This window comes from Streptomyces sp. NPDC029526 (assembly GCF_040637405.1).
Classification (GTDB): Bacteria; Actinomycetota; Actinomycetes; order Streptomycetales; family Streptomycetaceae; genus Streptomyces.
This window is the reverse complement of the sequence record NZ_JBEZWE010000002.1, coordinates 569,455-592,897: the sequence shown is the minus strand read 5'-3', so window position 1 is coordinate 592,897 and position 23,443 is coordinate 569,455. Positions and strand designations below refer to the sequence as shown.

The window sequence follows — 23,443 nt, the reverse complement described above, 5'->3', positions numbered from 1 at the left end:
CCCATTGACAAGCCGATTGGTCTGGACCAACTTGTAGCTCCAGGACGAACGACGGCCACCGTTACCGTCACCGCGCCTCCCTCCCCCACTCCTCCGTCCTCCCTCGCCCCGCTCCCGCTTCTCCGTCGCTTCCTCACCGGGACTTCCCCCGTCCTCCCCTCTCCCACTCCCCCCACCGACCCTTACTCCTCCCCGATCTCCCCCTGACACCTTCGACTCCCCCGACTCCCTCACTCCCCACCGGAGGCCCCAGTGGACCGCGCCCCACGCAGCACCGGACGCAGTAAAGGCATCAGAGGCGGCAGAGGCATCAGACGCGCCTGGGCCGGAGCCGTCGTCTCCGCTCTCGCCCTCACCTTCGCGGGGGTGGGCGCGGGCCAGGCGTCGGCCGCCGACGTGAACAACGCCAGGAACGCCGGGTTCGAGGCGGGTCTGAGCAACTGGACCTGTTCGGCGAACAGCGGCACGACCGTCTCCTCCCCCGTCCACGGCGGCACGGCGGCCCTCAAGGCCACCCCGGCTGGCCAGGACAACGCCCGCTGCTCCCAGACCGTCGCCGTCAAGCCGAACTCGACGTATCAGCTGAGTGGTTGGGTACGCGGCGGCTACGCGTACCTGGGCGTGAGCGGTACCGGCACGACGGACGTGTCCACCTGGACCCCGGACTCCTCCAGCTGGAAGCAGCTCTCGACCCGCTTCACCACCGGCTCCGGCACCACCTCCGTGACGGTCTACACCCACGGCTGGTACGGCCAGCAGCCCTACTACGCCGACGACCTGTCCGTCTTCGGACCCGACGGGGGCGGCGGCGGTGACGGTGAGCCGGAGCCCACCGTCCCGGGCACCCCCGGCGGGCTGGCCGTCTCGGGCACCACGGCGTCGTCGGTCTCCCTGGCCTGGAACACGGTGTCCGGCGCGACCGGCTACACCCTCTACCGCGACGGCACGAAGGTGACGGCGGTGTCGGGCACCTCGGCGACGGTGACCGGACTCGCCCCCTCGACGTCGTACTCGTTCCAGGTCGCGGCGAACAACGCGGCCGGCGAGTCCCCGAAGTCGGCGGCGGTCACCGCCCGCACCAAGGACCAGGACGGCGGCGGGGGCGGTGACCTGCCCCGGCACGCGGTGACCGGCTACTGGCAGAACTTCGACAACGGCGCGGCCGTGCAGCGCATCTCCGACGTCCAGGACCAGTACGACATCATCGCGGTCGCCTTCGCGGACGCCACGGGCACGCCCGGCGCCGTCGACTTCACCCTGGACTCGGCCGGCCTGAACGGCTACACCGAGGCCCAGTTCAAGGCCGACCTCCGGGCCAAGCAGGCGGCCGGGAAGAAGGTCATCATCTCGGTCGGCGGCGAGAAGGGCACCGTCTCGGTCAACGACTCCACGTCGGCGACGAACTTCGCGAACTCGGTGTACGCGGTGATGCAGGAGTACGGCTTCGACGGCGTCGACATCGACCTGGAGAACGGCCTCAACGCCACCTACATGACCCAGGCCCTGCGGGCCCTGTCGGCGAAGGCCGGCCCGTCGATGATCCTGACCATGGCGCCGCAGACCATCGACATGCAGTCGACGTCCAACGCCTACTTCCGCACGGCGCTGAACGTGAAGGACATCCTCACGGTCGTCAACATGCAGTACTACAACAGTGGTTCCATGCTGGGCTGCGACGGCAAGGTCTACCACCAGGGCACGGTCGACTTCCTGACCGCGCTGGCCTGCATCCAGCTGGAGAACGGCCTCGACCCGTCGCAGGTGGGCCTCGGCCTCCCGGCCTCCACCCGGGGAGCGGGCAGCGGCTACGTCTCCCCGACCGTGGTCAACAACGCCCTCGACTGCCTGACCCGGGGCACGAACTGCGGCACCTTCAAGCCGTCGAAGACGTACCCGGGCCTGCGCGGCGCGATGACCTGGTCCACCAACTGGGACGCGACGGCGGGCAACGCCTGGTCCAACGCGGTCGGCCCGCACGTCCACGCACTGCCGTAACCCCGATGTAGGCAGGGGCCGTTGAGGCCCCCGGCCCCTCAGGGACGCCGGAGCCCCCGGCCGCCACACCTGGCGGCCGGGGGCTCCGGAGGCATTTCCGCGCCCGGTCGGAGCACCCGCCGGAGCCAGTCGAAGGCGACCTCGCCGTGCAGTCGCGGGGCCATCGCGGAGCAGTGCAGCCGGGCGCCGTCGGCGGCGGTGAGCTTCAGGCGGTCCTCCGGCCCCGCGCAGGGCCTCGTGCCTCTGCCGGGGCCGCCCGGGCACGCGGGCGGAACCGCTCGTCCTCGTGGTCCAGGACGAGCGTCGGCGTCGTGATGCGCGGGACTCGGCGCGGGCACGGCCCGTCCTGAGGTTTCTAGAAGAACTCCGCCCACGGCTGGTCCCGAACCTGCTTCACGGCGAGGACCAGGAAGAGCAGGCCGGCGAGGACGAGCATGACGTTGCTGAGCGGGCCGTTGCGCCATTCCCGGGGCGTGCGGTCGGAGTTGAGGAGCCGGACGAGGGTGAGGGCGAGGAACGGCATGAAGGCCGCGCCCAGCACGCCGTAGACGATGATCAGGCGGAAGGGCCGGCCCTGGAAGAGCAGGATCATCGGCGGGAACGTCAGCCACAGCAGGTAGGCGCGGAACGGCCAGGACCTCTCGGGCCGCCCGGAGGCGAAGTCCTCCCCCCGGGAGGCTGCGGCCTGCTTCCGGCCGCGCGTCACGAAGTCGGCGAACATCAGGCTGACGCCGTGCCACACGCCGATCAGCGAGGTGAACGAGGTGGCGAAGAAGCCGATCAGGAAGAAGGTGGCGGTCGCGGAGCCGTAGCGGTCCTCCAGGATGTCGCCGAGCTGGATCAGCCCCTGGTCGCCCGAGGCGATGGCGATGCCGGCGGAGTGCAGGAGTTCGGCGCCGACGACGAGCATGGCGACGACGAAGACACCGGTGGTGAGGTAGGCGACCCGGTTGTCCAGGCGCATCACCTTCATCCAGCCGCTGTCGGTCCAGCCCTTGGCGTTGACCCAGTAGCCGTACGCGGCGAGGGTGATGGTGCCGCCGACGCCGCCGATCAGGCCGAGGGTGTTGAGGACCGAGTCGGTGGCGTCGGGGAGGACCGGCAGGAGGCCGGCGAAGGCGTCGCCGAGGTTCGGGGCGACGCGGACCGCGAGGTACACGGTCACCACGAACATGACGCCGACCAGGACGGTCATGGCCTTCTCGAAGACGGCGTACCGGTTGAACCAGACGAACACCAGGCCCACCAGGGCGCAGGCGATGCCCCAGCCCTCCAGCTCCATCACGCCGGGGAAGAGGGCCTGCAGGGGCAGGGCGCTGGACGACATGGCCGCGGCGCCGTAGACGAAGCCCCAGACGACGACGTAGACGCCGAAGAAGTACGTGGTCCAGCGGCCGAGCTGGGCCCAGCCGTCGAAGAGGGTGCGGCCGGTGGACAGGTGCCAGCGGCCGGCCGCCTCGGCGAGGGAGATCTTGACCAGGCAGCCGATGACGGCCGCCCACAGCAGGGTGTAGCCGAAGTTGCTGCCCGCGATGAGGGTGGCCACCAGGTCACCGGCACCCACACCGGTCGCCGCGACGACGATGCCGGGTCCGATGTGGCGCCAACTGGATCTGCGTGGTGGGGAGTCGGGTGCGTGGAGCGCTCGGGTGTCCTGGGGGGTCCCCGTGTTTCCCGTGGTGTCCGCCATGGGCGCAGGAAAGCGGACGGGGCAGGGGCCGACAAGGGGGCGTGCGGGCGTCTCCACGGGATGCACCCTGTCGGCGGCGCCTGCCCACAGCGGGGGGCGGGGTCCTTCGTCTTTCACCCACCTTCTTGACCTGATCATGTCATGGCCCGACCATGAGCCCACCGCACCACGCACGTCGCCATGAACCACCCCCACCTCCCACGAGGAGACTTCATGCGACTTCGCCCCCGCGGCAGACGCCCCGGCGTGCTCGCCGCCCTGATCGCCCTCGCCCTCGCGGCCCCCCTGTCGCTCACGGCGCCCGAGGCCGGGGCCGACAGCGCGAAGGCCCCGTCGGCCACCCCCTCCGCCGACGACATCCGCCAGTACGAGATCCACCGGCACACCACCCCCCTGACGCGTACGGCCATCCAGCGCTCCGGCGTCAGCGTGGACGAGGCCGACGAGGAGACCGTGGTGGTCTCCGGCCGGGCCGACCAGATCCGCACCCTGCGCCGGCAGGGCTACGACGTCACGCCGTTGGGCGCCGCCCCCGACCGGTCCTCCGGCTCGGACGGCGTGCGACTGTACGACTTCCCGTCGGCGGACTCCCGCTACCACAACTACGCGGAGATGAACGCCGAGATCGACCAGCGGCTGGCCGCGTATCCGGGCATCATGAGCAAGCGGGTGATCGGGAAGTCCTACCAGGGCCGGGACATCGTCGCGATCAAGATCAGCGACAACGTGGCCACGGACGAGAACGAACCCGAGGTGCTGTTCACCCACCACCAGCACGCGCGCGAGCACCTGACCGTCGAGATGGCCCTGTACCTGCTCCGGGAGCTGGGCGCGGGCTACGGCAGCGACTCCCGGATCACGAACCTCGTGAACAGCCGCGAGATCTGGATCGTCCCGGACCTCAACCCGGACGGCGGCGAGTACGACATCGCCACCGGCTCCTACCGCTCGTGGCGCAAGAACCGGCAGCCGAACTCCGGTTCGTCGGCCGTCGGAACGGACCTGAACCGCAACTGGGACTACCGCTGGGGCTGCTGCGGCGGCTCATCCGGCAGCAAGTCCTCGGAGACGTACCGGGGTTCGGCGCCGGAGTCGGCACCCGAGGTGAAGGTCGTCGCGGACTTCGTGCGCAGCCGGGTCGTGGGCGGGAAGCAGCAGATCACGGCCGGGATCGACTTCCACACCTACAGCGAGCTGGTGCTGTGGCCGTTCGGCTACACCTACTCCGACACCACCACCGGGATGACGGCGGACGACCACGCCGCGTTCCGGACCGTCGGGCAGAAGATGGCCGCGAGCAACGGCTACACCGCGCAGCAGTCCAGCGACCTGTACATCACCGACGGGTCGATCGACGACTACCTGTGGGGCGCGCACAAGATCTTCGGCTACACCTTCGAGATGTACCCGCGCTCCTCGTGGAGCGGCGGCTTCTACCCGCCCGACGAGGTCATCGAGCGGGAGACGTCCCGCAACCGGGACGCGGTGCTCCAGCTGCTGGAGAACGCGGACTGCATGTACCGCTCGATCGGCAAGGAGGCCCAGTACTGCGGATAGCGGCACCCGGGCCCGCCGCCGCCCGACCGGCCGCCGCCTGACGCCGGACCCGCCGCCCCACCGGCCGCCGCCCGACACCGGGCCCCTCCTCGTGCGCCGAGGAGGGGCCCTCGTGCTGCCGTCGTCGCGCGAGGAGAGCCTCGTCGGGAGCGGAGGGGCACTCGTCGTGGGCGGCGGGGCACTCGTCGCAGGCCGGAGGGGCCTTCGCCGTGCGAGGCGGGGCCTTCGCCGCGTAGGCGCCCCGGGGCGGACGCCCCCCTTGGACGGTACCCCCAGGGGGTATACAGTGGGGAGTAGAATACCCCCAAGGGGTACTCCCACCACAGGCACCGCCCCCAACCGGCACCAGGAGCAGCAGCGATGGCCACCACCGTCCCGGACCAGGCCGAGGTCGAACTCGCGATCGGCGGCATGACCTGTGCCTCGTGCGCCGCCCGCGTGGAGAAAAAGCTGAACCGGATGGACGGCGTCACCGCCACCGTCAACTACGCCACCGAGAAGGCGAAGGTCAGCTACGGCGGGGACGTCGCCGTGGCGGACCTGATCGCCACGGTGGAGGCCACCGGCTACACCGCCCACGCGCCCCGCCCGGAACCGGCGCGCGGCCAGGGGGCGGGCGACGGCGGCGCCGGGGCGGACGACTCCGCTCCGGACGAGCTGCGGCCGCTGCGGGAGCGGCTGATCACGGCGGTGGTGCTGAGCGTGCCGGTGATCGTCCTGGCGATGGTCCCGGCCTGGCAGTTCGAGTACTGGCAGTGGCTGTCCCTGACCCTGGCCGCCCCGGTCGTCACCTACGCCGCCTGGCCCTTCCACCGCGCCGCCTTCACCAACGCGCGGCACGGCGCGGCCACCATGGACACCCTGGTCTCGGTCGGTGTGTCGGCCGCCTTCCTGTGGTCGGTGTGGGCGCTCTTCTTCGGCACCGCCGGCACCCCCGGCATGACCCACCCCTTCGAGCTGACCATCGCCCGCGGCGACGGCTCCGCCAACATCTACCTGGAGGCCGCCGCCGGGGTGACCGCGTTCATCCTGGCCGGCCGCTACTTCGAGGCCCGCTCCAAGCGCCGGGCCGGGGCCGCCCTGCGCGCGCTGATGGAGCTCGGCGCCAAGGACGTCACCGTGCTGCGCGGCGGGCGGGAGGAGCAGATCCCGGTCGGCAAGCTGACCACCGGCGACCGCTTCCTGGTCCGGCCCGGCGAGAAGATCGCCACCGACGGCACGGTGGTCGAGGGCACCTCGGCGGTCGACGCCTCCATGCTGACCGGCGAGTCCGTCCCGGTCGAGGTCACCGTCGGGGACGCGGTCACCGGCGCCACCGTGAACGCCGGCGGGCGGCTGGTCGTCGAGGCCACCCGGGTCGGCGCCGACACCCAGCTCGCCCGGATGGCGAAGCTGGTCGAGGACGCCCAGAACGGCAAGGCCGCCGCCCAGCGGCTCGCGGACCGCATCTCGGCGGTCTTCGTCCCGATCGTCATCGCGCTGTCCCTCGGCACGCTCGGCTTCTGGCTGGGCAACGGAGCGGGAGCGACGGCCGCCTTCACCGCCGCCGTCGCCGTCCTGATCATCGCCTGCCCCTGCGCCCTCGGCCTGGCCACCCCGACCGCGCTGATGGTCGGCACCGGGCGGGGCGCCCAGCTCGGCATCCTCATCAAGGGCCCGGAGGTCCTGGAGAGCACCCGCGCGGTCGACACCGTCGTCCTCGACAAGACCGGCACCGTCACCACCGGCCGGATGACCCTGCTGGCCGTGCACACCGCCGACGGCACCGACGAGAAGGACGTGCTGCGCCTCGCGGGCGCTCTGGAGCACGCCTCCGAGCACCCGATCGCCCGGGCCGTGTCCGCGGGCGCGGCCGAGCGGGTCGGCACCCTGCCCGCCGCCGAGGACTTCCGCAACGTGCCCGGTCTCGGGGTGCAGGGCGTCGTCGAGGGGCACGCGGTCCTGGTCGGACGGGAGAAGCTGCTGCGCGAGTGGTCCCTGGAGCTGCCCGAGGCGCTGGTCCGCGCCAGGGCGGACGCCGAGGCCGCCGGGCACACCGCGATCGCGGTCGCCTGGGACGGTGAGGCCCGCGCGGTCCTGGAGGTCGCCGACGCGGTGAAGGACACCAGCGCGGAGGCCGTCGCGCGGCTCCGGGCGCTGGGTCTGACGCCGATCCTGCTCACCGGCGACAACGAGGCCGTCGCCAGGACGGTGGCGGCCGAGGTCGGCATCGACGAGGTGATCGCGGAGGTCATGCCCGAGGACAAGGTCGCCGTCGTCCAGCGGCTCCAGGAGGAGGGCCGCTCGGTGGCCATGGTCGGCGACGGGGTCAACGACGCGGCGGCGCTCGCCCGCGCCGACCTGGGCCTGGCCATGGGTACCGGCACCGACGTGGCGATCGAGGCCGGCGACCTGACCCTGGTCCGCGGCGACCTGCGGGTGGCCGCCGACGCGATCCGGCTGGCCCGCCGGACCCTGGGGACCATCCGGACCAACCTGTTCTGGGCCTTCGCCTACAACGTCGCCGCGCTGCCGCTGGCCGCGGCCGGGCTGCTCAACCCGATGATCGCCGGGGCCGCGATGGCCTTCTCCTCGGTCTTCGTCGTCGGCAACAGCCTGCGGCTGCGCGGCTTCAAGCCCCTGAGCTGACCGAAGCCCCGGGGCGAGCGACCCCGGGGCTTCCGGTGCCCTACTTGGGCTTGTCCGACGTGGTCGACTTCGTCGGCTCCTTGGAGTCCGCTGCCTCCTTGGAGTCCTTGGACTCCTTGGTCAGGACGGGGCCGGACGCTTCGGCCCCGGACTCCTCCTCGCCGGACTCGTCGGCGGCGGACGCCTCGGAGGACTCCGAGGCGTCCGTCATCGTGTCCGTCTCAGCGTCCGCGTCCGCGTCCGCGTCCGCGTCCTCGCCGTCGTCGAAGTACGCGTCGAGGACCGCGTCCAACTCCGTGTCCCACTCGGCGAACCGGCTGCGGGCCGGGGCCTCGATCTCGATGGGGTACCAGCGCCGGTCCGGGGTGTGGACGGTGACGGTGTAGCGCTTGCCGAAGCGGGCGGTCTCCGTCTCCACCGCGCCGATCTCGTCCCAACGGAACTCGCACTCCTGGTCGTCCAGCCGCAGCCGGACGCCCCGGTGGTCGGCGACGATGGTGGCGCGGCGGTCGGACGCCTCGAAGACCGGGCCGTCCGGGACCTCGGCCGGGTCCTCCTCGGCCGCGTCCTGCGGCGCGCCCTCCGGGTCCGGGACCGCATCAGGCGCCTCCGGTGAGGAACTGCCGGACGTCACCGTCCCGTTGGACTCCTCCGGCTCACCGGGGCGGTCGTCCTTGCCGGGTCGGGTGTCCTCCTCCCGGCCGGACACGGGTGCGGTGAGCCCGGGGATGAAAGCCGGGTCGAATCCGGCGCCTTCCAGGGGCTGGCTGCTCGAACCAATGCGCTGCTGCTCCACAGCGGAGCAGTATGGTCGACAAACCTGTGCCGGGCACAGCCAGCCCCCGACTTCGTTATCGGACGCCTACACGGACCCCGCGGATCCGTCGCCTCAAACGACGAGGCTGAGGGCGGCCGCGACCAGGAACCCGGCCACCGAGAGCACGCTCTCCAGGACCGTCCACGTCTTGAGCGTGTCGCGCTCGCTGATGCCGAAGTACTTGGCCACCATCCAGAACCCGCCGTCGTTGACGTGTGAGGCGAAGATGGAGCCGGCGGAGATGGCCATGATGACGAGGGCCACGAACGCCTGCGAGTGGTTCCCCTCGGCGAGCAGCGGGGCCACGATGCCCGCCGTGGTCACGATGGCGACGGTCGCCGAGCCCTGGGCGACCCGCAGCACCACGGAGATCAGGTACGACAGCACGATGACGGGCAGGCCGACGTCGTTGAAGGTGTCGGACAGGGCCTGCGCGACCCCGCTGGCCTTGAGGACCGCGCCGAAGACGCCGCCGGCGCCGACGACGAGCAGGATGTTGCCGACCGGCTTCAGCGAGGACGTGGAGACCGTCTCCAGGGACTTGCGGGACCAGCCGCGCCGGATGCCGAGCAGGTAGTAGGCGAGGAACAGGGCGAGGGTCAGCGCCACGAACGGGTGGCCGAAGAACTCGATGACCGAGCGCAGGGTGGACGGGTCGAGGGCGATCGAGGAGAAGGTGGCGGCGAGGATCAGCAGCAGCGGGGTGCCGATGATGCCGAGGACGGTGCCGAGCGGCACCGGCGTCTCGCGCGGTGCGACGCCGGAGGCGCGCTGTTCGGCGACGACGGCCGCCCTGGCCTCCTCGGCGGCCTCCACCATGTCCTGCGGGACGGCGACGAAGATGCGCCGGCCGATCCAGGCCGAGTAGACCCACGCGGCGATCACGGCGGGGATGCCGCAGACGACACCCATCAGGATGACCCAGCCGAGGTCCACCTGGAGCAGTCCGGCGGCGGCCACCGGGCCGGGGTGCGGGGGCAGGAAGGCGTGGGTGACGGAGAGCCCGGCGAGCAGGGGCAGGCAGTACAGCAGGATCGACTTGCCGGACCGCTTGGCGGCGGCGTAGACGATCGGGGCGAGGACGAAGATGCCGACGTCGAAGAAGACCGGGATGCCGAAGATGAGGCCGGTGAGGCCCATGGCGAGGGGGGCGCGCTTCTCGCCGAACAGGCCGAGCAGCCGGCCCGCCAGCACCTCGGCGCCGCCGCTGACTTCGAGGATCGCGCCGAGCATGGTGCCCAGGCCGATGATGATCGCGACGTGGCCGAGGATGCCGCCCATGCCGCTCTCGATGGTGGACACCGCGTCCGATCGCTGGACCGTGCCGAAGAGTTCGGTGACCGAGAGCCCGGCCGCCAGGCCGACGGCTATGGAGACGCCGAGCAGGGCCACGAACGGCTGGAGTCTGACCTTGATGATCAGGAAGAGGAGGAGCGCGATGCCGAGGGCGGCGACCGTGAGCAGGCCGGCGGTGCCGTCGATGAGCAGGAGCAGTCCGCCGGTGTGGGGCGGCGCCCCGTCCGCCGCGGGGGCGGCGAGCGGGAGGAGGTGCGGGTGGGACATGCGGGGGTCCTCTGGATAAGGGCATGGGGTTTTCGGGCAGGGGGGATCGCGGCACGGCGTCCGCGGGGGTGTGCGGGGGCGCCGTGCCGGACGACTGCGAGGGGGTGGGGTGGAAGAAGGGGGCGGGGGAGGACGCGGGTCAGCCGAGGACGGCGAGCGCGTCGATCTCGATGAGGAGTCCGGCGGGCAGACCGACGTAGACGGTCGTGCGGGCGGCCGGGGGCTGGGTGAGGCCCTGCTCCTCGAAGTAGGTGTTGTAGAGGTCGTTCATCTCGGCGAAGTGGTCGACGTCGGTGAGGTAGACGCGGATCATCATCACGTCGTCCCAGGTCGCGCCGCCCTCTTCGAGGATGGCCTTGACGTTGGCGAGGGTCTGGAGGGTCTGCTCACGCAGGGTGGGGCCGGCGGGCGTCGGGGGCTTGCCCTCCTCGGCCGGCAGGAAGCCGACCTGACCGGCGACCTGCAGGATGTTGCCCTTGCGCACCCCGTGGGAGAACTTCGCGGGCGGTGTGGTGTGCGTCGGCGGGGTGAGCGCGGTCTTCTCGGTCATACGGGGGTGTCCTTCACTGGAGTTCTGCCGGAGTACTCGCCGCTGATGGCGTCCGCCGTGCGGCGCACCAGCGGGAGCAGGGTGAGGAGTTCGTCGGCGGTGACGACGACGTTCGGCGCGGACACCGACATCGCGGCGACCACCCGGCCGTCGGCCCCGCGGATCGGGGCGGCGACGCAGTTGATGGACTCCTCGTGGCCGCCGAGGTCGGTGGCCCAGCCCTGTTCGCGCACCGTGGCGAGTTCCTGGAGGAACGCGGTGGCGTTCGGTGTCGAACGGGGCGTGTACATGGGGTAGTCGAGCTTCTCCGCGAGGGCGCGCCGCTCGTGCTCGGGCAGGTCGGCCAGGAGCAGTTTGGCGACGGCGGCGACGGTGATCGCGACGGGCTTGCCGATCCGCGAGTACATGCGCACCGGGTAGCGGCTCTCCACCTTGTCGATGTAGAGGACCTCGTTCTCCTCGTACACGGCGAGGTGCACGGTGTGGCCGCAGCGCTCGTTGAGGCGGGCGAGGTGGGGGTGGGCGATCTCGCGGACGTCGAGGTTCTCCATCGCCTCCTGGGCGAGGGCGAACAGGCGGGCGCCGAGGCGGTAGCGCTGGTCGGACTGGCGGTAGACGAGCCCGTGTTCGTGGAGGGTGCGCAGCAGGCGCAGGGCCGTGGACTTGTGGACGCCGAGGCGGTCGGCGACCTGCCCGAGGTCGGCGGGTCCCTCCGCGAGCAGCGGCAGGATGCTCAGCGCGCGGTCGACGGTCTGGCTCATGGGGTGCGTACCTCCTCGTCGGCCTCTTCGTCGGCTCGGGTCCAGCCGGGGCCGAGTCGCAGTCTCCCCCACGCGGTGTCGTCCAGGGCGGCGAGGCGGTCGGCGAGGGCGCGGGCGGGCGGCGGGGCGAGGTCGCCGGGGGTGGTGAGGGCGGCGGCCGCCGTGAGGTGCCCGTGGCGGAGCCGGTCCCGTACGGGCAGGCCCCGCAGGGTGGCGGAGAGGAAGCCCGCGGCGAACGCGTCGCCGGCGCCGACGGCGGCGACGACGTCGACGTGCAGGGCGGGTACGTGGGTCGCGGTGCCGTCGGCGTCCGCGCAGCCGTCGGGGTCCCGGTCCAGGGCGACGGCCCCGCCCCTGCCCTGCTTGACGACGACGAGGCGCGGCTCGGGCAGGGCCTCCCGCACCGCGCGGGCCCCGTGCAGCCCCCATGCCTCGCGTGCCTCGTCGTCGCCCACGAAGACGATGTCCGCCCCGCGCGCCAGTTCCAGCAGCACCTCGGGGCCGTGTCCGTCGCGCCACAGGCCGGGGCGGTGGTTGACGTCGAAGGAGACCAGGGGCCGTCCGGGGCGGCGCGCGGTCAGCTCCCGCATCAGGTCCCGGCAGCCGTCGGAGAGGGCCGCCGTGATGCCGGACAGGTGCAGGATCCGTCCGGCGCGCACCGCGGCCGGGTCCACGGTGTCCGGGGACATCGCGGAGGCGGCGGAGCCGGCCCGGTAGTAGGCGACCTCGTGCGCGTCGGTCGACCGGTCGCCCGCCGTGCGGAAGTAGACGCCGGTGGGGCGGTCCGGGTCGCGCCGCACGTGGGACACGTCGACGCCGTGGGCGCCGATGGCCTCGAGGAGGTGGTCGCCGAAGCCGTCGGCGCCGACCCGGCCGACCCACCGGGTGCTGTGGCCGGCCGCGGCGAGGACGCAGGCCACGTTGGACTCCGCGCCGCCGATGCCCCGGTCGAAGGCGGGGACGTCGGCGAGGCGGCCGGGCCGGGCGGGCCGGAACGCCACCATGGACTCGCCGAGCGCGACCACGTCGACGGTGTCGACGGCGTCGGCGCCGTGGGGGGCGTCGACGGTGCCGACGGCCTCCTGGGCGCCGGGGGCGTTGCCGGTTCCGGTGGCGGTCACGATGGCGGGGCTCCTCGGGGCGGTGGGGCGGGGCGGTGTCCGTTGACCCCGCTTGGCCGAGATGCTAGACAGCGGTAAGCGATATACGCAACGAGTGTTGCAGTACATGCAACACGCCTGATCAGGGAGGTTCCGATGGTCTCCGGCACCGGCTCCGAGGCGCTCGCCCGACTCCGGGAGGAACGCGTCGACCACCGCTTCAAGGGCCTCCCGCCGGACGCGGACGGCCTGACCGTCGGCGAGCTGGCCGCGCAGCGCCGCAACCTGTTCACCGGCGGCTTCACCACCCCCGTGCTCGCCCTGTCCGCCGAGCGGCTGGAGCACAACCTGCGCCTGATGGAGACCTACGCGGCCCGGCACGGGCTGGCCTTCGCCCCGCACGGCAAGACCTCCATGGCCCCGCAGCTGTTCCGGCGGCAGATCGAGCACGGCGCCTGGGGCATCACGCTGGCCGTGCCCCACCAGGTGCGGGTGGCGCGGGCGTTCGGCGTCCGGCGGGTCTTCCTGGCCAACGAGCTGGTGGACGCGGCGGCCCTGCGGTGGATCGCCGCCGAGCAGGACGCCGACCCCGAGTTCCGCTTCCTCTGCTACGTCGACTCCGTGCGCGGCGTCGAGCTGATGGACGCGGCGCTCGCCGGGGCCGCCCGCCCGGTGGACGTGGTCGTCGAACTGGCCGCCGGGGAGGGCGCCCGGACGGGCGTGCGCACCGAGGAGGAGTGCGCCGCCGTCGCCGACGCCGTGGCCGCCTCGCGCGGGCTGCGGCTGGCCGGGGTCGCCGGGTACGAGGGCGAGGTACCGGACGCCGACCCGGAGCGGGTGCGGGCCTGGCTGCGGCGGCTGGTGTCGCTGGCCGCGGACTTCGACCAGGCCGGCCGGTTCGCGGGGCTCGACGAGATCGTGGTGAGCGCGGGCGGCAGCGCCTGGTTCGACGCGGTCGCCGACGTCTGCGCGGAGGTCCCCGAACTGTCGGCACCCGTACTGAAGTTGCTGCGCTCGGGCGCGTACGTCTCGCACGACGACGGGCACTACCGCCGGCTGACCCCGTTCAACCGGGTCCCGGAGGAGGGCGCCCTGGAACCGGCGTTCCGGCTGTGGGCGCAGGTCGTCTCGCGCCCGGCGCCGGGGCAGGCGTTCCTCAACGCGGGCAAGCGGGACGCCGCGTACGACCTGGACCTGCCGTTCGCCCAGGTGGTGCGCCGGGACGGCGCCGAACGCCCGGCCACCGGGATCACCGTGACCGGCCTGTCGGACCAGCACGCCTGGCTGCGGACCTCCGGGGAGGCCGACCTGGCGGTGGGAGACTGGGTGGGACTCGGGTTGTCCCACCCGTGCACCTCCTTCGACAAGTGGGCGCTCATCCCCGTGGCGGAGGCCGACGGCACGGTGGTCGACTACGTCCGCACGTTCTTCTAGGAGGCTCGCGCACATGGAAGAGCTCGTCATCAGGGACGCGGAGGTGGTCGACGGCTCCGGCGACTACTCCTACCGCGCGGACGTGGTCGTCGACGGCGGCCGGATCGTCTCCATCGTCAAGGAGGCAGCCGCCGCGGGCTGTCAGCGTCCGAAGGCCCGCCGGGAGATCGACGCCGAGGGCCTGGCCCTCTCCCCCGGCTTCATCGACATGCACGCCCACAGCGATCTGGCGCTGCTGCGCGACCCGGACCACAGCGCCAAGGCCGCGCAGGGCGTCACCCTGGAGGTGCTCGGCCAGGACGGCCTGTCGTACGCGCCGGTCGACGACCGCACCCTCGGCGAGGTGCGCCGGGCGATCGCCGGCTGGAACGGCGACGGGGACGACGTCGACTTCGACTGGCGTTCCGTCGGCGAGTACCTGGACCGGCTGGACCGGGGCATCGCGGTCAACGCCGCCTATCTGATCCCGCAGGGCACGGTCCGCGCGCTCGCCGTCGGCTGGGAGGACCGCGAGGCCACGCCCGCCGAACTGGACCGGATGCGGCGCCTGGTCGCCGAGGGCCTGGAGCAGGGCGCGGTCGGCATGTCCTCGGGGCTGACGTACACGCCGGGGATGTACGCCCGGGGCGCCGAACTCACCGAGCTGTGCCGGGTGGTGGGCCTGTACGGCGGCTACTACTGCCCGCACCACCGCAGTTACGGCGCCGGCGCGCTCGGCGCGTACGCCGAGATGGTGGAGCTGGCCCGGGAGGCGGACTGCCCGCTGCACCTGGCGCACGCCACGATGAACTTCGGCGAGAACAAGGGCCGCGCGCCCCAGCTGCTGGCCCTGCTGGACGAGGCCCTGGACGCCGGCGCGGACATCACCCTCGACACCTACCCCTACACCCCCGGCTGCACGACCCTGGTGGCGCTGCTGCCGAGCTGGGCGAGCGAGGGCGGACCGGAGGAGACGCTGCGCCGGCTCGCGGACGAGGAGACGGCGGAGCGGATCCGCCACCACCTGGAGGTCACCGGCTCGGACGGCTGCCACGGCGTGCCCGTGGAGTGGGAGACCATCGAGATCTCCGGCGTCGGCGACCCGGCCCTGGGCGAGTACGTGGGCCGCACCGTGCTGGGCTCCGCCCGGGAACGCGGCGAGAGCCCCTGGGCGGTGGCCCGCGCGCTGCTGCTGAAGGACCGGCTGGCGCCGACGATCCTCCAGCACGTCGGCCACGAGGAGAACGTACGGACGATCATGCGCCACCGGGTGCACACCGGCGGCTCCGACGGCATCCTCCAGGGCGCCAAGCCGCACCCGCGCGCCTACGGCACGTTCCCCCGCTATCTCGGGCACTACGTGCGGGAGTTGGGGGTGCTGACGCTGGAGGAGTGCGTGGCCCACCTGACCGGGCGGCCGGCCGCCCGGCTGCGGCTGCCGGACCGCGGGCTGATCCGTGAGGGGTACCGGGCCGACCTGGTGCTGTTCGACCCGGCCACGGTGGGGGCGGGCTCGACCTTCGAGGAGCCCCGGACGCTGCCGACGGGCATCCCGTACGTGCTGGTGGACGGACGGTTCGTGATCGAGGACGGCCGGCGCACCGACGTGCTGGCGGGACGGGCGGTCCGCCGGACACCCCGGTGACCGCCCGCCCCCTCGCCCGGTACGGCGTCTACGGCCGCGGTGTCACGGCTTGGGCAGCACGCAGCCGCTCGCGTTCAGCTCCAGCTTGCTGTCCGCGCCGAAGCAGCCGGGGAACCAGTAGGTCTGCTGGGCGTAGTTGATGCCCTGGCGGACGGTGACCCGGCCCTGCTCGTCGATCTCGCAGGGGTTGTTCACCGTGCAGCGCTGCCCGTCCTCGTTGCCGGTGTTGTTGACGGCGACGACCCTGCCGGTGGCGGCGTCGACGACCGGCGAGCCGGAGGTCCCGCCGATGGTGTTGCAGGAGGGGGTGTAGCGGACCGAGTCCTTCCAGGTCCAGTCGCCCTCCTTCATGCGGTGCACGAAGCCGTCGACGGAACAGTTGTAGATCCGCTTCCAGTACCCGGAGACGACGCTGATCGCGGTCCCGGCCGTCGGGCGGGTGTCGTTCAGGGTGAGCGCGTCGATGCCGTACGCGCTCCGGATCTGCCCGTAGGTGCGGTTGAGGCGGTAGATCGCCGCGTCGGTGTCGGTCATCGTCGCGTAGACCAGCCGCTCGGCGCGCAGGGTGGCGACCCGGGAGCCGGAGGCGTTGAGCAGGCCGAAGGTGCGGCTGGAGGGCCGGTCGACCAGGACCTGGCCGGGCGCCGGGAAGCCGCTCTCCAGGCAGTGGCCGTTGGTGAGGACGAGCGCGGGGTCGTCGGCGGCGGAGTCCGGCATGCGGACGACGGAGCCGGAGCAGTTGCTGAGCGCGACGGTCCCGGCGAAGTTCACGGCGTTCGCCCGGGGCGCTGTGAGGCCGGACACGGTGTCCGTCACGGTCGCGGCGGCACCGTCGACGACGTCGAGGAGCGTGGTGCCGCCGGCGTCCGTGGCCGCGGTCGTGTCCGGGGCCGTGGGGGCGGGCCCGGCGGCGACCGCGGGGGTCGCGCCGACGCCGGCCAGGGCCAGGGCGGCGAGAGCGACGACGAGAGGTTGTCTCATGTGGGGGTCCCCTCAGGTGACTTGGGCGCCCGGAATCCTCCGGACACCCACAGAATTGTCATGGGCATTCTCATTGCGGAGGAGCGGGGGGACAAGGGCGCGTCCCCCCGCGGCCGGATCAGCGTGCCCGGGACGGGGGCGGAGGTGGCGACCGTCACGGGCGGGACCGGTGACAGCACACGGAGGGATCGTGCGTGGCCGGTGAGGACGGGCCGCGCACGACCCGCGAGAGAGGGCGGAGTGGGACCCACAGAGGAGCAGTCGGAACGGAACCCACGAGGGAGGCGAGGGACGGCCGGAGCGGAACCCGGAGGACATAACCACCCGAACCGACGCGTCTCACGTGGCGGAAAACACGGACCGAACGGCACGAGAGGGCCGTAAGCTCCCTGCATGCAGGTGATCCAGTCGACCAAGCTCGCCAACGTCTGTTACGAAATCCGGGGCCCGGTGCTCGAGGAGGCGATGCGGCTGGAAGCTGCCGGTCACCGCATCCTCAAGCTGAACACCGGGAACCCGGCCGCCTTCGGCTTCGAGTGCCCGCCCGAGATCCTGGAGGACATCCTCCGCAACGTCTCGACGGCCCACGGCTACGGCGACGCGAAGGGCCTGCTGGCCGCACGGCGCGCGGTCGTCATGCACAACCAGACCCTCGGCATCGAGACCGACGTCGAGCACGTCTTCATCGGCAACGGCGTGTCCGAGCTGATCGTGATGGCGATGCAGGGCCTGCTGGACGACGGCGACGAGGTCCTGGTGCCCGCGCCTGACTACCCGCTGTGGACGGCCGCCGTCTCGCTCTCCGGCGGCACGGCGGTGCACTACCGTTGCGACGAGCAGTCCGACTGGATGCCGGACCTCGCCGACGTGGAGCGCAAGATCACCGACCGCACCAAGGCACTGGTGATCATCAACCCGAACAACCCCACGGGCGCGGTCTACGACGAGGCCATGATCAAGGGCCTCACCGACATCGCCCGCCGCCACAACCTGCTGGTCTGCTCGGACGAGATCTACGACAAGATCCTCTACGACGAGGCCACCCACACCCCGACCGCCGCCGTCGCCCCCGACCTGCTCACCCTCACCTTCAACGGCATGTCGAAGGCGTACCGGGTGGCCGGCTACCGCGTGGGCTGGATGTCGATCTCGGGCCCCCGCGCACACGCCGACTCCTACATCGAGGGCCTGACGGTCCTGGCGAACATGCGCCTGTGCGCGAACATGCCGGGCCAGCACGGCGTGGTCGCCGCGCTCAGCGGCCGGCAGACGATCAACGACCTGGTCCTGCCCGGCGGCCGGCTGCGCGAACAGCGGGACATCGCCTACAACCTGCTCACCCGGATCCCGGGTGTGACCTGCGTCAAGCCGAAGGGCGCCCTGTACCTCTTCCCGCGGCTCGACCCCAAGGTCTTCAAGATCGAGGACGACCGGCAGATGGTCCTGGACCTGCTGCGCAGCGAGAAGATCATGGTCGTCCAGGGCACCGGCTTCAACTGGCCGGAGCCGGACCACTTCCGGGTCGTGACCCTCCCCTCGGCCACCGACCTGGAGGACGCGATGGGCCGGATCGGTCGCTTCCTGGACGGATACAGCCAGCGCTGACCATCGCACTCACCCTGCGTGCCCGATCGCGTCCTCTTTTGTGAACGACTCAACTTTAGACTGAATCCAAGCTAGGATGGTTTCCTGTTAGCACTCAGGAGGCCATCCATGTACGAACCGATCCGTGGCAAGTCGGTCCACAGCACGATGGCCGGCACCTCCCAGGACGTCCCGCGCCGCTCCCGCGAGGAAGAGCTGGACATCCAGCTCGCGGGTCACCTCGGCTCGCTGCTCGCCGTCACCGACGAGCTGCGCGTGGTGGCCCCTTCGGGCGACCTGGACACCGCGGCCGAACGGCTGGCGGACCAGGTCACCCGCCTGCGGGGAGGACGCAAGCCGGCCCGCGCGTCGGCGACCACCCAGAGCCGCGAACCCGACGCGACGGCCCTGCACCGCCGGGCCCACGCCCTCGCGGGCCGCGCCCTGGTCGTGGCCGCCTCACGCGCCGACACGGCGGCCGCCATCCTGGCCGCCGAACGCATGGACGCCCACAGCGCCGCCCTCCAGCCGCGCGAACTCGCGTCCCGCTGAGCCCCACCCCGGGGCTCCCCAGAACGGCCCCGGTCCGCGCGCACCCGCAGCGACGCGCGGACCGGGCGCCATGCACGTCCCGCGGGGACAGGGGCGCGGGCAGACCCGTGGACGGACGGACTCCCCACTGCCGACGCGGCGAAGTCGGGACTTCCGTTGCGGAGTCAACAAGTCCGATTATGGGCGGGTTGCAGGCGGTTAGAAAATGATCAATAGTGATGCCCGGCCTGGACCCATTGGGCGGGTTCCAGACCGGGCATCGCCGGTCCGGTGCGCCGTGCGATCACACGGCAGGCACCGCCCCGCGACCGGGTTCCGGACTGCGATGCCGACGACCGACCCCTCTGCCGGGCGCCTCGGCAAGGGGCCCCGGTTCTCCCGCACGAGGCCGCATGACTCTGGAAATATCCCGCTGCACCTTCGGGTACCGGCGGGGCGTTCACGTACTCGACGAGCTGTCGCTCACCTTCGACCGGGGCTGCACGGTCCTGCTCGGCCCCAACGGCGCCGGCAAATCGACCCTCCTGGGCATCGCGGCCACGGCGGTCAGGCCCCGCGCGGGACACGTCAGCCTGAACGGGCTGGTCCCCGGCTCCGCCAAGTCCCGCAAAAAGTACCGCAGTCGGGTCGGCTGGCTGCCGCAGCAGGTGAAGCCGGTGGCGGGGCTGAAGCTCCGTGAGCAGGTGGCCTACGCCGGCTGGCTCAAGGGCATGTCGCGCCGGGCGGCCTGGGACGCCGCGGCGCCCGCGCTCGACCGCGTCGGCCTCGCCGACCTCGGCGCGCGGACCGGGCGGCAGTTGTCCGGTGGGCAGCTCCGCAGGCTCGGCATCGCGCAGACGCTCGTGCACGGTGCGCGCGTCGTGCTGATGGACGAGCCGACCGCGGGCCTCGACCCGCACCAGCGCGGGGTGTTCCGGGACCTCATCGGTGAACTCGCCGGAACCACCAGCTTCGTCGTCTCCACCCACCAGACCGAGGACCTGGCGGAGATCTTCGACTCGGTCGTGGTCCTGGACCGGGGCGCGGTGCGCTTCCAGGGCCCGGTCGACGCCTTCCTCGCCACCGCCCCGCCCGGCGTCGCGCCCGGCAGGCTCGCGGAGGCGGCGTACGCCGGATTCGTGCGCGGGGAGGCGTGAGCATGCCCTGGCGCGCACTTCTGCGGACATCCGGGGCGGTGTGGGGGCTGCTCCCCGCCTGCGTCTGGATGTGGATCTACGCCCGTCAGCCCGATGCCCTCCTCACGGCGCCGAAGGGCTCCTGGGAAGCGGCCACGGCGCACATCGCCGTCGTCGGCATCGTCCCGCTCACCCTGTGCGCCGCCGCCGGTGCCTGGGAGGCCGCCCGGATCCGGCGTTCCGGGCTGGTCGACGGGGGCGCCCCCGCCCGCTCGCGCCTCGCCGTGGCGTTGTCCCAGCTCCGTACGGTGTGGATGGCCGGACTCCTCTGCGGACTGGTGGCGTTGGCGTGCGTAGCCGAACGCGCCGTCGGCGGACCCGGACGGCCGGATCTCCGGGTGCTGGCGCTGTTCGGACTCCTGGTGACGGCCTACACCCTGGCCGGCTACGCCGCGGGCCTGCTGCTGCCCCGGACCCTGGCCGCCCCCGTGGTCGCGGTGGCGGCCTTCCTGTGGCTCAGCTACCCCGTCGCCATGGAGCCGCTCTGGCTTCGTCAGCTCAACGGGACGAATCTCAACGAGGGGTGGAGCTACGCGCGGACCCTCGATGCCCGTGCCCTGGTCGCCCCCGGTCTGGTGGCCACCGGGATCCTCCTGGCAGCGGTGATCGTGATCGCCGCCCGCACCCGTCCCGTGAAGCTCACGGCGTTGCTGCCGGTGGCCGCGGCCCTCACCGTCGCCGTACCCATGGTCACGCCCCTGGGATACGACCCCACCAGGAGCCGGGACACGAGTCTGCTCGGTTGTGCCGGGGAGCCGGTGCGCGTGTGCCTCTGGCCGGAGCAGAGCGAGGACGGCGACAGGTTCCGTCCGTGGGTCGCGGACGCCGCCGGTCGCCTGAAGGAGGCGGGAGTCACGTTGCCGAGGACGTACACGTCCGCCTTCGCCGAGCCGACGCGGGAGGACGTGATCACGACGTTGGTGAGCGGCATGATGCCGGACCCGGCACCGGAGTGCGCCGCACGGCAGCCGTGGCCCGGGGAGGATGCCTACGCCCCGGTGGCGATGTGGCTGGAGCTGACCGCGGGAGGCGACCCCGAGGGGGTCGCGGGCCGGGTCGACGACGGAGGCAAGGCGCTGTCCCTCGTGCAGGACGTACGGAGACTCCCGGCAGCGGCCCAGGCCCGGTGGTACCGCACGAACCGCGCCACGCTCACGCGTTGCGACCTCCAGCCGCGGTTGGCGGCCACGGCCTACCGGGGCGGTTCCCGGTGAACTGGTGGTTGCGGGTCCGTTCCGCTCCCGCCCTGCTCGGCGCCCTGGCCGTCGTCGTCGGGGTCGCGACGGCGGCACCGGCCGCCGAGGTGCCCGTGCCCTCCCTGGCGGGTTCCCTGACGAGTGGGCTGCCCTTCCGCTACCTCGTGCCGCTCCTGCCCGTACTGATCATGCTGCACGGTCAGGCGCGTGCCGATCAGGCGTCGGAGTCCGTGGCGGTCCGGCCGGTGCGCCGGCTGGACGCCTGCCTGATGACGTCGGTGGTGGCGGTGCTGCTCCTGGCCTCGGTGTTCGTGCCCGACGGAGTCGCCGTCGCCCGGAACACCGCCGGATACCTGGGCTGCGCCCTGGTGTTGCGCCGGCTCTCCACGCCGAGACTGGCCCTCGCGCTGACCACCGTCCTGCCCTTCGCCGTGGTGTCGCTGGGCGGGCGGGGCGGCAGCCGGTCCGCCTGGTGGGCCTGGCCCCTCCACGAGGGCACGGCTCCCTTCGCCGCGGGATGCGCGGCCGTCCTCTTCGGCACCGGTCTGGCCCTGTCCTTCCGCAGGCCACAGCGGAACGGGGGGCGCGGCACGGACGAGTAGGCGGGTGCCACCGGGACTCGGGATCAGACTCCGTGATAGAGCCGGTGCAGGTCGACCAGGACGACCTCGCCCCGCTTCTCGGCGTCGCGCAGTTCCGGGGCGAAGCCCGCGCCGCTGTAGCAGGCGGGGCGGGCGCGGCTGGTGTCCACGCCTCGCGCTTCCAGCAACTCCAGGATGCGGCGCAGACGGTGAAGGTGGCCGAGGTGCATCACCTTGTGCCACTTCGCCTCACCGACGGAGAGCAGGATGCCCTGGTCCTGGCCCACCGCTCCGTGCACCACCACGTCGGCCTCCAGGGTGGTCCGGTTCGCGGGGTCGGCGACGGTCCCGGCCGAGACCTGGATGGGCATGCCCCCGAAGGTCGCGGCCTCCGCGTGCCACTCGACCCATTCCCGGCACAACCGCTCGAAGTGGGGACCGACGACCTTGCTGAGGAACGTCGGACGGCTGTGTTCCCACATGGTGGCGGGTCCACGGCGACGGGACAGCAAGGCCGTCTCCGGGCGTACGACGGCGTGGTGGAAGGTGATGAGGGGCTCGGCGACGTGGTAGGTGGCGCGGTTGGCGCGGAACGCGTCCGGCTCGGAGGTCAGCAGACCGCAGTTCTTCAGGACGGTCAGCGGCAGGGAGATGTCCGTGGCCTTGCGGCCGACCGCGCTCGCGATGCCGCCGCTGGTGCTGTTGCCGCTCGCCACCGCTGCCAGGACCGAGTGGTAGAGCGACCGGTTCCGCAGGTCCGGCTCGGCGGCCAGGAGGTAGGGGGCCTCGCCGTGGAGGGGGCGTGCCGGGTTGAGTACGGTCCGGCAGACCCAGGCGTCGAAGTCGTCGGGCCCGTCCGGCACGTCGTCGTCGACGAACTCCCTGCGGTACGCGGGTGTTCCGCCGACGATGGCGTGCACGAGAACGGCCAGCTGCGGATCCCGGATGCCCCAGAAGTCGGCCGCCTCCCGGTAGCCGAGCGAGTGCACGACCAGGTCGAGGCCCGCCCTGCCGTAGAGCGGTGACGCTCCGGAGAGCAGGCCGCCCATGAACGACATCGCGCTCCCGCAGAGCAGGATCCGGGGGCGCTCCCGGCCGTGCCGCTCGGAGCGGACGCCCAGGGCGGCCTGCAACTGGGAGGGGAGGGCGGGCGCGTTCTGCACCAGGTAGGGGAACTCGTCGATCACGACGGGCACCGGCCGGTCCTTCGCCAGCCCGAAGAGCAGCGCCAGCGCCTGTTCCCAGCTCTCCGGCCTCGGGGGGACCGCGGCGCCGGTGAAGCGTGCGATCGCCTCCCCCAGCAGCCGCAGGGACTCGGCGGCCGATGCCTCCACCGCCGCGTAGTAGAAGCCGTCGGTGGCGTCGGCCAGCGCCTGGAGCAGGAAGCTCTTGCCCTGACGCCGACGGCCCGACACCACGCCGAGCCGGGGCCCGGCACCCTCGGCGGTCGCGAAGGCGGTCAGCTCGCTCCACTCCCACTCCCGGTCGAACATGTCCGGGGGTCTCGGCAGGCTGCGCGGGGCGGAACGGGCCATGGCGCTTCCTCTCTTTTAGAGACGTATCTCTTAGAGGTACGCCTCTAAAACGAAGGGGCAGGTCCCTGGTTACGGGTGGCTTCACGCGCATCCTCGAGAAGGCGGCTGTGCGGGACTGCG

At 72.4% G+C, this 23,443-nt stretch carries 18 protein-coding genes; 10 read left to right on the top strand and 8 right to left on the bottom strand.

Features of this window, described 5'->3' with window-relative positions:
- Positions 1–309: 309 nt before the first annotated feature.
- Positions 310–1,995 (top strand): glycoside hydrolase family 18 protein, encoded by a 1,686-nt coding sequence (locus AB0F01_RS08160; protein ID WP_362092526.1) that lies wholly within the window; start codon positions 310–312, stop codon positions 1,993–1,995.
- 355 nt (positions 1,996–2,350) lie between these two features.
- Here the strand turns inward: AB0F01_RS08160 and AB0F01_RS08155 are convergent, their stop codons facing one another.
- Positions 2,351–3,685 (bottom strand): Nramp family divalent metal transporter, encoded by a 1,335-nt coding sequence (locus AB0F01_RS08155; protein WP_362091099.1) that lies wholly within the window; start codon positions 3,683–3,685, stop codon positions 2,351–2,353.
- Positions 3,686–3,898: 213 nt separating this feature from the next.
- Here AB0F01_RS08155 and AB0F01_RS08150 point away from each other — a divergent pair, with 213 nt between their 5' ends.
- Both AB0F01_RS08150 and AB0F01_RS08145 read left to right on the top strand, forming a co-directional pair.
- A complete protein-coding gene (locus tag AB0F01_RS08150; protein ID WP_362091096.1) occupies positions 3,899–5,242 on the top strand; it encodes a M14 family metallopeptidase in 1,344 nt (447 codons plus the stop codon).
- A gap of 360 nt (positions 5,243–5,602) precedes the next feature.
- Positions 5,603–7,870: a heavy metal translocating P-type ATPase gene (locus AB0F01_RS08145; protein ID WP_362091093.1), complete on the top strand. Its 2,268-nt coding sequence runs from the start codon at positions 5,603–5,605 to the stop codon at positions 7,868–7,870.
- 40 nt (positions 7,871–7,910) lie between these two features.
- On the opposite strand, the gene AB0F01_RS08140 is transcribed toward AB0F01_RS08145, so the two are convergent.
- From AB0F01_RS08140 to AB0F01_RS08120, 5 genes are all read right to left on the bottom strand, one after another.
- On the bottom strand, positions 7,911–8,666 hold the full coding sequence (locus AB0F01_RS08140) for a hypothetical protein (protein WP_362091090.1): 756 nt from the start codon (positions 8,664–8,666) through the stop codon (positions 7,911–7,913).
- A 93-nt stretch (positions 8,667–8,759) separates the two neighbouring features.
- Positions 8,760–10,250, bottom strand: a complete 1,491-nt coding sequence (locus AB0F01_RS08135; RefSeq protein ID WP_362091087.1) for a gluconate:H+ symporter — start codon at positions 10,248–10,250, stop codon at positions 8,760–8,762.
- 139 nt (positions 10,251–10,389) lie between these two features.
- The gene (locus tag AB0F01_RS08130) at positions 10,390–10,800 is read right to left on the bottom strand and encodes a RidA family protein (protein WP_362091084.1); all 411 of its coding nucleotides are present in this window, start codon (positions 10,798–10,800) and stop codon (positions 10,390–10,392) included.
- Complete coding sequence (locus AB0F01_RS08125) at positions 10,797–11,561, bottom strand: IclR family transcriptional regulator (RefSeq protein WP_362091081.1); 765 nt, start codon at positions 11,559–11,561, stop codon at positions 10,797–10,799. The genes AB0F01_RS08130 and AB0F01_RS08125 overlap by 4 nt, the downstream gene beginning before the upstream one ends.
- On the bottom strand, positions 11,558–12,586 hold the full coding sequence (locus AB0F01_RS08120) for a sugar kinase (RefSeq protein ID WP_362092523.1): 1,029 nt from the start codon (positions 12,584–12,586) through the stop codon (positions 11,558–11,560). The genes AB0F01_RS08125 and AB0F01_RS08120 overlap by 4 nt, the downstream gene beginning before the upstream one ends.
- 231 nt (positions 12,587–12,817) lie before the next feature.
- On the opposite strand from AB0F01_RS08120, the gene AB0F01_RS08115 reads away from it, so the two are divergent.
- On the top strand, positions 12,818–14,095 hold the full coding sequence (locus AB0F01_RS08115; RefSeq protein WP_362091078.1) for an amino acid deaminase: 1,278 nt from the start codon (positions 12,818–12,820) through the stop codon (positions 14,093–14,095).
- Positions 14,096–14,108: 13 nt separating this feature from the next.
- Positions 14,109–15,719, top strand: a complete 1,611-nt coding sequence (locus AB0F01_RS08110) for a D-aminoacylase (protein WP_362091076.1) — start codon at positions 14,109–14,111, stop codon at positions 15,717–15,719.
- A gap of 42 nt (positions 15,720–15,761) precedes the next feature.
- On the opposite strand, the gene AB0F01_RS08105 is transcribed toward AB0F01_RS08110, so the two are convergent.
- Positions 15,762–16,700, bottom strand: a complete 939-nt coding sequence (locus AB0F01_RS08105) for a serine protease (protein WP_362091073.1) — start codon at positions 16,698–16,700, stop codon at positions 15,762–15,764.
- A 393-nt stretch (positions 16,701–17,093) separates the two neighbouring features.
- On the opposite strand from AB0F01_RS08105, the gene AB0F01_RS08100 reads away from it, so the two are divergent.
- From AB0F01_RS08100 to AB0F01_RS08080, 5 genes are all read left to right on the top strand, one after another.
- Positions 17,094–18,305, top strand: a complete 1,212-nt coding sequence (locus AB0F01_RS08100; RefSeq protein ID WP_362091070.1) for a pyridoxal phosphate-dependent aminotransferase — start codon at positions 17,094–17,096, stop codon at positions 18,303–18,305.
- Between the two features lie 108 nt (positions 18,306–18,413).
- Positions 18,414–18,836: a hypothetical protein gene (locus AB0F01_RS08095; protein WP_362091068.1), complete on the top strand. Its 423-nt coding sequence runs from the start codon at positions 18,414–18,416 to the stop codon at positions 18,834–18,836.
- A 392-nt stretch (positions 18,837–19,228) separates the two neighbouring features.
- Positions 19,229–19,972 (top strand): ATP-binding cassette domain-containing protein, encoded by a 744-nt coding sequence (locus AB0F01_RS08090; protein WP_362091066.1) that lies wholly within the window; start codon positions 19,229–19,231, stop codon positions 19,970–19,972.
- Positions 19,973–19,974: 2 nt separating this feature from the next.
- Complete coding sequence (locus AB0F01_RS08085; protein ID WP_362091064.1) at positions 19,975–21,225, top strand: hypothetical protein; 1,251 nt, start codon at positions 19,975–19,977, stop codon at positions 21,223–21,225.
- Positions 21,222–21,809 (top strand): hypothetical protein, encoded by a 588-nt coding sequence (locus AB0F01_RS08080; RefSeq protein WP_362091061.1) that lies wholly within the window; start codon positions 21,222–21,224, stop codon positions 21,807–21,809. The genes AB0F01_RS08085 and AB0F01_RS08080 overlap by 4 nt, the downstream gene beginning before the upstream one ends.
- 23 nt (positions 21,810–21,832) lie before the next feature.
- On the opposite strand, the gene AB0F01_RS08075 is transcribed toward AB0F01_RS08080, so the two are convergent.
- A complete protein-coding gene (locus AB0F01_RS08075; protein ID WP_362091058.1) occupies positions 21,833–23,323 on the bottom strand; it encodes an ATP-binding protein in 1,491 nt (496 codons plus the stop codon).
- Positions 23,324–23,443 lie beyond the last annotated feature (120 nt).